Annotated in this window: 8 protein-coding genes and 1 CRISPR repeat array (1 of these 9 only partly in view); of the genes, 7 read left to right on the forward strand and 1 reads right to left on the reverse strand. The window is 49.1% G+C overall.

Annotated features, from left to right (window positions below; genetic code table 11):
* Nucleotides 1-24: 24 nt before the first annotated feature.
* Nucleotides 25-1641 carry an RICIN domain-containing protein gene (locus LCH85_02005; protein ID MCA0350747.1) on the reverse strand — a complete coding sequence of 539 codons (1617 nt, stop codon included), beginning with the start codon at nucleotides 1639-1641 and terminating at the stop codon, nucleotides 25-27.
* A gap of 283 nt (nucleotides 1642-1924) precedes the next feature.
* On the opposite strand from LCH85_02005, the gene LCH85_02010 reads away from it, so the two are divergent.
* The 7 genes from LCH85_02010 (at nucleotide 1925) to LCH85_02040 (ending at nucleotide 8923) form a co-directional block, all read left to right on the forward strand.
* On the forward strand, nucleotides 1925-3055 hold the full coding sequence (locus tag LCH85_02010) for a tyrosine-type recombinase/integrase (protein ID MCA0350748.1): 1131 nt from the start codon (nucleotides 1925-1927) through the stop codon (nucleotides 3053-3055).
* A 74-nt stretch (nucleotides 3056-3129) separates the two neighbouring features.
* A complete protein-coding gene (locus LCH85_02015; GenBank protein ID MCA0350749.1) occupies nucleotides 3130-3819 on the forward strand; it encodes a Maf family protein in 690 nt (229 codons plus the stop codon).
* Nucleotides 3795-4568, forward strand: coding sequence for a response regulator transcription factor (locus LCH85_02020; GenBank protein ID MCA0350750.1), 774 nt, complete (start codon nucleotides 3795-3797; stop codon nucleotides 4566-4568). Before LCH85_02015 ends, LCH85_02020 begins: the two co-directional genes overlap by 25 nt.
* Entirely contained in the window at nucleotides 4565-5458 is an 894-nt protein-coding gene (locus LCH85_02025; GenBank protein MCA0350751.1) for a diacylglycerol kinase family lipid kinase, read from the forward strand. The genes LCH85_02020 and LCH85_02025 overlap by 4 nt, the downstream gene beginning before the upstream one ends.
* A 25-nt stretch (nucleotides 5459-5483) precedes the next feature.
* Nucleotides 5484-6611, forward strand: coding sequence for a DPP IV N-terminal domain-containing protein (locus tag LCH85_02030; protein ID MCA0350752.1), 1128 nt, complete (start codon nucleotides 5484-5486; stop codon nucleotides 6609-6611).
* A 30-nt stretch (nucleotides 6612-6641) separates the two neighbouring features.
* Nucleotides 6642-7859: an acyl-CoA dehydrogenase family protein gene (locus tag LCH85_02035; GenBank protein MCA0350753.1), complete on the forward strand. Its 1218-nt coding sequence runs from the start codon at nucleotides 6642-6644 to the stop codon at nucleotides 7857-7859.
* 29 nt (nucleotides 7860-7888) lie between these two features.
* Nucleotides 7889-8923: a phosphotransferase family protein gene (locus LCH85_02040; GenBank protein MCA0350754.1), complete on the forward strand. Its 1035-nt coding sequence runs from the start codon at nucleotides 7889-7891 to the stop codon at nucleotides 8921-8923.
* Nucleotides 8924-9179: 256 nt separating this feature from the next.
* Nucleotides 9180-13131: direct repeats of the CRISPR family, unit length 37 nt; unit sequence GTTTCAGTATCCTCTGGGCGGATCGAATTATTGAAAT; it runs 2399 nt beyond the window's last position.

Raw genomic sequence — 13131 nt, forward strand, 5'->3', positions numbered from 1 at the left:
CTACGATCTGGATGGGTAGTAAACCTATTGAACGCGATCCAAGCGCCATTTCTGGCAATCGTTATCGAACGGCTGATAGAGCTGCACTTTGCCCAGATTGACGGCATTGCAACCATCGACATCTAAACGAAATGTGCCATTACCGGCCTTGGAAGTAATCGTATAAAAGCCCGCTCCCACCGCTTGAATCTGCCATTTCTGACAATCGTTATCGAATGGTTGATAGAGCTGCACTTTGGCTAGATTAACCGCATTACAGCCATCAACATCTAAGCGAAATGTGCCATTGCCGGCCAATGATGTGAGCGTATAGTAGCCACCAGTTACCTCGACCCGCCATTTTTGGCAGTTATTGTTGAATGGTTGATAGAGCTGCACTTTGCCCAGATTAACAGCATTACAGCCATCAACATCAAGCCGAAACGTGCCATTGCCAGCCTTGGATGTAATGGTATAGACCCCATTACTGAGGTTTGTTGCACTCGCGCCGCTAGGGCCACTGGCATAGTAGGGCTTGCAAACACCAGCATCATAATCGGTGGCAATTTCGAGCATGCTCGCACCATCAGCCGAGGGCAGCAAGCTTGAGCTATAGTTGGGGCAATAATTGTTGAAGGCACTTGGAATCGCAACTGGAGCTTGGATGGTTTGCCATACCCCAGCTCCATTTTGGGTATTGGTCATAATCGTTTGACCATTGCCAGCCGCGAGCGTGCCATTGGCGTTATACAGCAGCTGACCAATCAAATATAAGCGTCCATTGCTGCTATTGGCATCTGGCCCCCACGCAATGGTTGGGGCATGTTTGAAATAGCGCCCATCGGCGGTTTCTGGACGAATACCTAAGCCGCTGGCTACGCCCCAATCCCAGCCATCAACTGAGCTGCGATAATGCACGACACATTGAAATTGCCCACCAGGCGTACAAATTTCAAAAACCATGATGTAGCTGCCATTGGGCAATTTGCGCACAACCGCCATACCAGGCCGATCCGATTGCAAACCGCTGGCGATTGTATCACGTCGATCGGTCCAAGTAATGCCATCGCGTGAGCGCACTTGCACTAATTTTTGGCTATAGCGGCCATCTGTTTCATCAGAATAATAGCAAACCAATTGGCCATCACGGGCTATGCTAAACTCTGGCTCCCACAGACCGCCAGTATTGCCAGCTACTGCACAGCTTGAAAGGTAGCTCCACGAACGCCCAAGATCGTTGCTTTTCCAAATTCGCAAGGCCATACGCCGATTGGCAAGATCTTGACCAGCCGAATTGGCCCAGAGCAAGGTTCCGGCGGGCATTGCGCCAATTTGCTGTGGCAATTCATACAGCGTACTGCAACACATACCCCGGCCAGGCGCAGTTTCGGGATCAGCGACCGTGCCAACTTGGGCAAAATTCTGGCCATTATCAAGGCTTTCATAAATTGCTCCAACCCCACCTTGGTTGGTAAAAGTCACGACGCTAGCCAAAATCCGACCATTTGCATTGCCATTATGGCTTAAACGAATTGCCCGTGGATACAAACCTGTATCATTGCGCAATAAACGGCCAGTAGCCGCCTCAACCCGCTGCGGTGCAGTCACTCCAAAGCCCAAAAGCAGCATAATCAACAATCTGAAATATTTGCCGAAATCCATCGAAAGTCTCCTATCCAAGCATTGTGAGCAATTGCTAGAGTGATGTTAACTATTCTTAATAGTTATAGCTTGTGAGAAACGGCCAGCCATTTGGTAAAAACGGCCACTATTTATTAATATCCTTAACTTATTCAATTGATTGTACAAAGTCAAGCCAAGGCCACAAAAATAGCTGATTAACATCATTTACTTAACCAAAATCCCAAATAAACTCGAACAAGCGTGCTTTGACAAGAGCCTAAACCATCGGCTAAACTGAACCAAATACAACGAGGCAGATCATATGGATGAATTAGAGTTAATTCCACCGCAGCGCAACAATCCACTTGCGCCCGATTTTACGACGGTGATGAAGCAGCGCAGCGCCGTGGCTGATCAGATTTCGGCCCAACATAGCTTTATCGAATATCGCTTGCGTCAACGCCCCCAAACGATTCGCCGCCATAACACCGATCTGAAAATTTTTGCCGATTTTTTGGCCTCAATTGGCATTGTGATTCCGGTCGATGAACAAGAAGTGCCAATTCTGGCGACCGAACCCGATGCTTGGGCCGAGATGAGCGTGGGCATCGTCACAACTTTTCGTACTTGGATGCTAAATGAAGGTTATGCGCTTGGTTCAATTAACATTCGGCTTGGCACGGTGCGTTTGTATTGTCGCTTGGCACATCAAGCTGGCGTGCTGAGCCTTGAGGCCTGGAGCCGAATTCACACGGTTGAAGGTTATCGCCGCCGCGAAGGCGATGGGATTGATGCTCAACGTGAAGCCACCGAAACACCCACCCGGCTCTCGACTAAAAAAGCTGCACCGCATATTTTGGATCAAAGCCAAATTCGCGAACTCAAACGGGCGGCCCGCAATAATCCGATCAACCGCACACCTGAGGTTGGTTGGCGCGATTACCTGATCGTTTGTTTGTTGGTCGATTTGGGCATGCGTTGTGGCGAGGTGGTGGTGCTCAAGTGGGAACATGTCCAAGGCAAAATCTTGCTGGTAGATCGCCCAAAAGTTGATAAAGTACAAAAACATCGCTTGATTGGCGATACTGCCAAGGCCTTGCGTGAATACCAAAAAGTTATCACCCAACCGCTTGAGCTCAAAACGCCGTTGTTGGCAGCCTTTGATCACAAGGGCAATCATGTTGGCTTTGGCATTTCCGAGCGGGCAATTCATAAACGGATCGTGCAGCTTGGCAAATTAATTGGCATCAACAATCTTGCACCGCATGATTTGCGCCATTCATGGGCTACCCGCGTTGCCCAAACCAACATTCCGGTGCAAGCCTTGCGCGATGCAGGCGGCTGGACGAACCTCAACACCCCCAACCGCTACATTGCCCAACAAGCGGTTGCCAATGATGGCGTGACCTTGCACAGCGATGATCGGCTGATTGAGGATGATGACGAAGCCTAATTGCTACTTGCAGCTTTGCCTGTTTGCGTTATGATGAACAACAATTGAATTTGGCTTGTGGAGTACCATGCAGCGTGGATAGCTTAATTCTGGCCTCGGCCTCGCCCCGACGGCATGATTTGTTAAGTAGTTTGGGGCTGTCGTTTATAATTGAGGCTAATGATGGGGAAGAGCGCCAAGATCAAGTACCCTCAGCGATTGTGGAGTTGCTCCCAGCTTTCGATTTAGGCCTTGCCAATCACCCAACCTTATTAGCGTGGCGTAAAGCGCAAGCTGCCCGCGAAACAGGTAGTTCAGCAGCGATTTTGGCCGCTGATACGATTGTGGTGATTGATTCGTTGATCTTGGGCAAGCCACGTGATCCGGCTCATGCCTATGAATTGCTGCGCCGCCTCGCCGGACGTTGGCATACTGTTTATACCGGAGTTGTGGTGCTGCCCGCCGCCTCAGACCAACCGTTATGCGAGTTGGCTGCTGCCCAAGTGCGTTTAAGCCCGCTCAGCGATGCTGAAATTTGGGACTACATTGCAACTGGCGAGCCAATGGATAAAGCCGGAGCCTATGGCGTACAGGGCATCGGCGGACGCTTGGTCGAAGAGGTTCAAGGCAGTTTTACAACCGTTGTTGGGCTACCGCTTCCAACGACTGCTAGTTTATTGACCCAAGCAGGAATCTATGTTCCCTACTCGGTCGAGCAAGCTTGGCAGCGTTGGCGTGCTACATTAGCAAAGGAACCACTATGTATGCAACAGTCAAAGTGCTGATGGTCGATGATCACCCGTTGTTTCGGCAAGGGGTTCGTTGGGCGCTTTCGAGCGAACGCGATATCAAGATCATTGGAGAAGGTTCTAGTGCCGAAGAAGGCTTAGTCTTAATTTCCGAGCATGAGCCAGATGTAGTCCTCACCGATTTGAATTTACCCAACATGGATGGCTTGGAGTTTACCCGCACGATTCGCCGCCAATATCCCAACATCGGCGTGGTGATGTTGAGCGTGTACGAAAGCGATGAACATGCTTTCAATGCCTTGCGAGCCGGAGCCGCCGCCTATTACTCCAAGGAAATTAGCCCCAAAACCTTGGCAACCGTCCTGCGGCGCGTCGCTCGTGGCGAATATGTGATTAACGATGTGATGTTCGAAGATCCACGGGTCGCTGATCGGATTCTGACCCAGTTCCGTGGTTTGCAAACTGGCATCGTGGCCGAGCCAGATCTTGATATTAGTTTGTTCTCGCCGTTGAGCGACCGTGAAATTGAGGTGCTAGAGCATATTGCCAGCGGTGCAACCAACAAAGATATCGCCGATGCCCTCAAAATTAGCACCCAAACCGTCAAAAACCATATTTCATCGATTTTGCGCAAGCTTTCGCTGAATGATCGGACTCAGGCGGTACTCTACGCCCTGCGCCGTGGCTGGATCGAAACTCCAGCAACTTTGCTTGAAAGCATCGAACGCCGCGGAGCACAGGCAGCACTGAATTTTAATAATGATGATGATAACGACGACGAATGAAACGTGTAACAGTCATTCTTAATCCAAATGCTGGCAATGCCCACCAACGCCGTGCCATCGCCCAAGGCATCACCGAATGGCGCAGTAACCAAGGCTGGCAAGTGCGGCTGCGCGAAACCCGCAAGGCTGGCGATGCTACCAGTTTTGCCCGCGAAGAAGCCAAGCGCAACGATTTAATTGTGGCGGCTGGCGGCGATGGCACGATCAACGAGGTCATGAATGGCCTCGTTGGCACCGATACCGCGCTAGGAGCGTTACCAGTTGGCACAGGCAATGTATGGGTTCGCGAACTACAACAATCGCTCAATCCATTGCATGCAGCTCGCCAATTGGCTGATGGTCATGTCGAGCTGGTTGATGTTGGTCAAGCTAACGAGCGCTATTTTTTGCTAATGGCAGGCGTTGGCTTAGATGCAGCAATTACCCGCGAAGTCCATTCGGCTGATAAAAAACGCTTAGGCCGCTTAGCCTATGTGATCAAAAGCTTGCCAGTGCTCTGGCGCTTGAGGGGCACGCGCACCCGCATCAGCCTTGACGGCCAGCCGCTCAAGGGCAATGCCCTGTTTGTATTAATTAGCAACTCACGGCTGTATGGTGGTGTGTTGAATATTGCTTATCGCGCGGCCATGCGCGATGGCATGCTCGATGTTTGTACTATGATGGGCGATAGTGCCCTTGATGCCCCTAAATTGCTAGCTGGAATTTTGTTCCGTGGCTATGGCGTGATCCAAGGCTTAGAGTATGTGCAAGCTCGTGAGATTGAGATTGCCTGCTCCAAGCCGTTGCCAATTCAAGTCGATGGCGATGCGATTGGCACAACACCCATGACCTTTCGGGTGGTTCCGCAAGCGCTGCGCGTACTCTTACCGCGTACCACTGAAATCAACTAACCCTATAGCCAGATTGAGGTTCTGTGTGAGACGTTCGTTCTATTTGTTGATCCTACTATGTTTGTTAGCCGCCTGTAGCGAAGCAGGCTCAGCCCTGCCAACGATGCAGCCACTCCCCACGAATCAAGCCCAACCAGCGGTCGATGAAACCCAAGCCACCCAGATTGTGGTCGAAGATCAGCGCGATATTCCCGGCAAATTGCTGTTCGTGCGGGTCGAAAATGGCTCAGGTGATATTTGGGTGCACGAAGGCACTGAGGCTCGACGCATCACCACATCGCACAAAAAATACCAGCCCAGTTGGTCGCCCGATGGGAGTAAAATCGCCTATATTCAGCGCGAAGAGAGTTTCGCCGATATTTGGGTGATGAATGCCAATGGCTCCAACAAACAGCAGGTCACCAATAACGAACCAACCAATATCGCTGCCCGCTCGGAAGATCATATTCAAACGCTGCGTTGGGCATTTTATCCACGTTGGTCGCCTGATGGGCAGTTTCTCAGTTATGTTTCGCAAGCCCAAACGCCACGCGATGTTGGCGGCGGCTACCAAGAATATCCGCTTTCGCTGTATATCTATGGCACTCGTCGGATCGGTACTGGTCAATTTCCTGAGGCTAGTTTCCAACGCTTTGTTCAAGCAGATACCGATTTGAGCCACCCAACATGGTCTGATGATGGCTCGATGATTGTCTATAGCCAAGCCGAACGCTGCTTTGGCTGCGAGGCTGCTGAGATCCAGCTGGGCTACACTGTGCTTGATCTGCCTGGTGGCAACGATGAGTATGGAGTGCTGCAAGGGCCAAGCGAAGATACCTTTAAAGGTGCGATTGATCCGGCCTTCTCGCCTGATGGCAAATGGCTGACCTTCACCAAAAGCGAAAATGGCTATAGTGATGTGTTTATCGTGCCTGCCCCCGATGCCAACGGCAAAGTACGCAGCGCTCCCATTAAGCTCACCAGCACCGGACGTTCGCGCCAAGCCACATGGGCGCCTGATGGCACCAAAATAGCCTTTTTCACGATCAGCGATCAAGTCACGCTCTCGATTGCCGATCTCACGATTGAGGGCAGCACGCCAAGCCTCAGCCAACCAGTCGATATTCGGCGCGACTTGTTTGATGTCGATTCAGGGATGTCGTGGGCCAAATAAGGCTCACTCCACCAAGGAGCAACGAAGCCCATGGATTTTGCAATTCCCAGTCAGATTGCGGCAATGCGCGAACAAATTAGCCAATTTTTGCGCGAAAAGGTCTATCCCAACGAGCAAGCATGGTTCGATTACGACGAAAAAGCCTATCCTGCTTGTTCCGAGGATCACCCTGAGATCAAGCAGTTACAAGCTGAAGTTAAAGAATTGGGCTTGTGGGCTGGCCATTTGCCACGCGAGGCAGGCGGCATGGGCCTCTCAATTATGGAATATGGGCTGCTCAACGAAATTATTGGGCGCTCGTATTTTGCGCCGCGTATTTTTGGCTCGAACGCGCCTGATAGTGGCAATGCCGAAATTCTCTGGCACTATGGTACAGCGGCTCAGCATGAGCACTATTTTTGGCCCTTGCAACAGGGTGCTGTGCGCTCATTTTTCAGCATGACCGAGCCAGATGTCAGCGGAGCCGACCCAACCTTACTCCAGACAACCGCCGAATTAATTGACGATCAGTGGGTGATTAACGGGCGCAAGTGGTATAGCACCAATGCCAATGGCGCAGGCTTTGGCATCGTTATGGCCATGACCGACCCCGATGCTCCGACCCATTTGCGCTATAGCCAAATTATTGTGCCAGCCGAAACCCCTGGCTTAACCTTGGTGCGGCCAATTTCGGTGATGGGCCATACAACTGGTGGCGGCCACTGGGAAATCGAATATACCGATGTGCGTGTACCCGCCGAAAATCTGCTTGGCAAGCGTGGCCATGGCTTTGCTATCGCCCAAACTCGACTTGGCCCAGGCCGCATTCACCATTGTATGCGCTGGCTTGGGCAGGCTCAACGTGCTTTCGATTTGATGTGCGAGTATAGCACCAAGCGCGTGGCATTCGGCGGGCCGTTGGCCGACAAACAAATGGTGCAACATTGGATCGCCGAAAGTGCTGCTGAAATTCAAGCTGCTCGCTTGAGTGTGTTGCATGCTGCATGGCAAATTGATCAAGCTGGCGCTAAATCAGCCCGCATCGATATCTCATTAATTAAATTTAGCGTCGCCGCCATGTTGATGAACGTGCTTGATCGGGCAATTCAAGTTCATGGTGGTTTGGGTGTTTCTGATGATACGCCGCTAGCATTTATGTGGCGGCAAGGGCGGGCATCACGCATTTATGATGGGCCAGATGAAGTGCATAAAATGGTCGTAGCCCGTGAAATCTTGAAGCGTTACGGTTATCCTGAGCGCAAAGTCTAGTTTGCGTGTAGTGTCCCGAGGTACAACCCATGGATACGATTCAAGTTCGGCCTGATGAACAGTTGAATGAATCAGCTTTAGCCGATTATTTATACGATAAGTTGCCTGGTGCTAGCCAATCATTAACCGTGCGCCAGTTTGGTGGTGGCGCTGCCAATTTGACCTATCTGCTGGATTATGGTCATTATGAATATGTACTGCGTCGCCCGCCCCTAGGCCCAGTTGCTCCTTCAGCCCACGATATGGGCCGTGAATATCGGGTCTTATCGCAATTACATCCGGCCTTTGCTCAGGCTCCCCAAACCTTTTTATTCTGCAACGAACCTGAAATCATTGGTGCACCATTTTTTATTATGGAGCGCCGCCATGGTACGGTTGTTCGGCGTGAATTGCCACATCAATTTAATACTCCCGAAGCACCGCGTGCCCTCAGTTTGGCACTCGTCGATACCCTCGCTGATCTCCATGCTGTCGATTATTCAATGATTGGCTTGAGCCATATCGGCAAACCCGACGGTTTTATATTACGTCAAGTTGTCGGTTGGTATGAGCGTTGGAACAAAGCCAAACCTGATGATCTGCCAGCGATGGAGAATGTTTACGCTTGGCTTTGCGAGCAACAACCGCCAGCCTCAGCCCCAACCCTCGTCCACAACGACTACAAACTTGATAATGTGATGTTTCGCCAAAACGATCCCAGCCAATTGATCGCAGTATTCGATTGGGATATGTGTACCTTGGGCGAGCCATTGGCCGATTTGGGTACGTTACTGTGTTATTGGAGCCAGCCTGATGATCCGCCAGCCTTGCAAGCAGTAGCGATGATGCCAACAGATGGGCGTTTTGCAACCCGTGACGAATTGGTTGCGCGGTATGCTGAGCGTTCAGGCCGCGATGTGAGCCATATCCGCTATTATCATGTGCTTGGCCTCTATCGTTTAGTCGTGATTTTGGCCCAGATTTATGCCCGCTATCAACGCGGCCAAACCAAAGATGCCCGTTTTGCCCAATTTGGGGCAGTTATTCCGATTATGGCCCAGGCTGCCGCTGATCTCACTAAATAACTCCCGTACCCCAACCCTTCTCCCAACTGCTGGGAGAAGGGCATTTATTGATACCTCTCACCTATATTTCAATCTTCTAAATCTATCGAGCTAAAGTTGCTTGATTATTAACACCATAGTTTGATAGTTGTAGGCTCTGTCTAATAATTCCATGGTAGACTCTGCGGCAGGAGGTGGGTATGGCTCGCCATAAATTGACCGATGCCCAGTTTGCGGTATTACACCGCTCTTGCCAGCCGGAACCGCCGTGGCCGCCCGTGGAATGACCTCTGGGCGGATCGAATTATTGAAATATCTTATTGCCTGGACGTAAACGCAGGAACAAGATTGTTTCAGTATCCTCTGGGCGGATCGAATTATTGAAATGCTCGCGCTGATACTGCCGTTCGGCGCTCGTGATCTGTTTCAGTATCCTCTGGGCGGATCGAATTATTGAAATTTGCAAGCGTTTCTTGTCGCATCAAGTCAAGAAGCGTTTCAGTATCCTCTGGGCGGATCGAATTATTGAAATTCGCCATGGCTGCGGCCTACGAATTGACCTACGTGTTTCAGTATCCTCTGGGCGGATCGAATTATTGAAATCAGCGTGTTGGGCCATGCGTTCGTCATGTATCGCTAGTTTCAGTATCCTCTGGGCGGATCGAATTTTTGAAATAAACACGCCATTGATAATAGCGCGAGGTGGATACGTTTCAGTATCCTCTGGGCGGATCGAATTTTTGAAATCTGTGCCCTTGCCGGTGGTCAATCGCCGATGCTCACAGTTTCAGTATCCTCTGGGCGGATCGAATTATTGAAATGGCTAGCAAATTACTCTATATTGTGTCGGATAAGACGGTTTCAGTATCCTCTGGGCGGATCGAATTATTGAAATTCTGGATTGTGCGAAATATTCTAGGTCTATCGACTTGTTTCAGTATCCTCTGGGCGGATCGAATTATTGAAATACGCCCACCCGCAAGGCCGAGCGCCAAGCCCGCATAGTTTCAGTATCCTCTGGGCGGATCGAATTATTGAAATCACCACCAGCGATCATCATAGCTTGCTGATTCCGATGTTTCAGTATCCTCTGGGCGGATCGAATTATTGAAATAGGAGCCTGCTCGGCTATCGGTGGTCTTGGCTGGATTGTTTCAGTATCCTCTGGGCGGATCGAATTATTGAAATGCTGCCAACTTAACTCATATGTATGTAGGAGGTAAGTTTCAGTATCCTCTGGGCGGATCGAATTATTGAAATATTAAACCTTGTGAAGTTAAATTTAAAGTAAACATAGTTTCAGTATCCTCTGGGCGGATCGAATTATTGAAATATGGGCTTGCTAAGCAGCGTTCAGAGGCCTATGCACGTTTCAGTATCCTCTGGGCGGATCGAATTATTGAAATCAGTTAGGTAATTTGCTAGCTGGATTTGATGCTAGTTTCAGTATCCTCTGGGCGGATCGAATTATTGAAATTGCAATACAGATTATACCAATAACACGCATGGTTAAGTTTCAGTATCCTCTGGGCGGATCGAATTATTGAAATCAACCCGTAAACCCATTCGCTGTATTGGCGTTGAACGTTTCAGTATCCTCTGGGCGGATCGAATTATTGAAATTTCGCTAAAAGCATGGCGGCAACTGATGCAAACGTTTCAGTATCCTCTGGGCGGATCGAATTATTGAAATGTGCGGGCGGGTCGTTGTTGCCCGCTGCGGGCCAATGTTTCAGTATCCTCTGGGCGGATCGAATTATTGAAATTGCAACACGCCAACAAATCCTTAGCTATGGCCGACAGTTTCAGTATCCTCTGGGCGGATCGAATTATTGAAATAAATTATCAGCGGGTGGGGCGATGCTCGACCAGGTGTTTCAGTATCCTCTGGGCGGATCGAATTATTGAAATATGGAGTAGTTATGGCAGGTAACACCGAAGTCGATTGTTTCAGTATCCTCTGGGCGGATCGAATTATTGAAATTTTGGTTGATACCGCCCTCTAGCATGCGACCCTCATGTTTCAGTATCCTCTGGGCGGATCGAATTATTGAAATTGCCTTGTACCGACCACCCCACCCGACGGTTGAGATTTGTTTCAGTATCCTCTGGGCGGATCGAATTATTGAAATGATTTTGAGCGCCACACAGCGCCAACGCTGATGATGTTTCAGTATCCTCTGGGCGGATCGAATTATTGAAATCGGAATGAATCAAGCTTGGTTTTGACCTCATCAATGTTTCAGTATCCTCTGGGCGGATCGAATTATTGAAATTTCATCATTATCATGGTTGCGTAATCCAATGAAATGTTTCAGTATCCTCTGGGCGGATCGAATTATTGAAATGACCAGATCGCGCATTGCCGAAAATACCATGACATGTTTCAGTATCCTCTGGGCGGATCGAATTATTGAAATATTTGACCGCCAGCGCAGCGCGTAGACCACAACGAGTTTCAGTATCCTCTGGGCGGATCGAATTATTGAAATTTACCAGTAAACGACTTAGTAGGCTGTTATCCAAGAGTTTCAGTATCCTCTGGGCGGATCGAATTATTGAAATAATCAATCAAGCACGATTCGATCTTTCTATGGCAAGTTTCAGTATCCTCTGGGCGGATCGAATTATTGAAATGGCCCACGATCCCAATGCTCTATGACCATACCCTTGTTTCAGTATCCTCTGGGCGGATCGAATTATTGAAATATGCTCTTGATCTGGCTGGTGTTGTGGATCGCCAATGTTTCAGTATCCTCTGGGCGGATCGAATTATTGAAATCTTTATGGCAGGCAGAGGATACTAACGGCAAGTTATGTTTCAGTATCCTCTGGGCGGATCGAATTATTGAAATCCCGTGGCGCTGGCCTTTAGTATCACCGTTGAAGGTCGTTTCAGTATCCTCTGGGCGGATCGAATTATTGAAATTGCCGCCAAGCTGGCGCTTTGTGGCCTCGATGGTGCGTTTCAGTATCCTCTGGGCGGATCGAATTATTGAAATATCAAAAGAAGGCATTACGTGAAACCCCGCAAGCGTTTCAGTATCCTCTGGGCGGATCGAATTATTGAAATGGCAACGGTAACACCTCCATACAATTGTCAAATATCGTTTCAGTATCCTCTGGGCGGATCGAATTATTGAAATAGTTTGTAAACTATCTAGTCATTATCGGCATATTTATGTTTCAGTATCCTCTGGGCGGATCGAATTATTGAAATGCTGCCAACTTAACTCATATGTATGTAGGAGGTAAGTTTCAGTATCCTCTGGGCGGATCGAATTATTGAAATACTGTCTATAGTGCAACCTATTTTAAAACTGGTTGGTTTCAGTATCCTCTGGGCGGATCGAATTATTGAAATTTGTGTTTTAGCTGCTATTTGCTCCTCGGATAAATCGTTTCAGTATCCTCTGGGCGGATCGAATTATTGAAATAGAATCGGCCACGGCAATGCCCAATACTCACCTTGTTTCAGTATCCTCTGGGCGGATCGAATTATTGAAATACTTGAGGTCAATTGCCAGCTCGCGCTCCAAGCAGAGTTTCAGTATCCTCTGGGCGGATCGAATTATTGAAATGAAGATGTCACAGCATGCTTACTAGGCCTTAATATGTTTCAGTATCCTCTGGGCGGATCGAATTATTGAAATTGCTATCAATTCAGGCGGAGGATACCACCTATATTGTTTCAGTATCCTCTGGGCGGATCGAATTATTGAAATCCACCGAATCACACGCCGCTGCTGGCGTAGCCGTTTGTTTCAGTATCCTCTGGGCGGATCGAATTATTGAAATCGGCGGCTTGCTCACGAATCCGGCGCTGTCCATTGCTGTTTCAGTATCCTCTGGGCGGATCGAATTATTGAAATTGATATTATCAGTCGCTTGTCGGCGCTGAATGGTACGTTTCAGTATCCTCTGGGCGGATCGAATTATTGAAATATGCCGTGAGTTTCTTTCAACATCTCTTGGAAGTTGTTTCAGTATCCTCTGGGCGGATCGAATTATTGAAATACGCTTGGCAGCCGTCACCACTAGCGATGCAACGTGTTTCAGTATCCTCTGGGCGGATCGAATTATTGAAATTTTCTTAGGAGTTTGATATGAGATGGATAGTAGGCGGTTTCAGTATCCTCTGGGCGGATCGAATTATTGAAATGCTTTGACCCGATTGATCGGATTCCTAAGCTGCGCACGTTTCAGTATCCTCTGGGCGGATCGAATTA

This window comes from Chloroflexota bacterium (genome assembly GCA_020161265.1).
Taxonomy (GTDB): Bacteria; Chloroflexota; Chloroflexia; order Chloroflexales; family Herpetosiphonaceae; genus Herpetosiphon.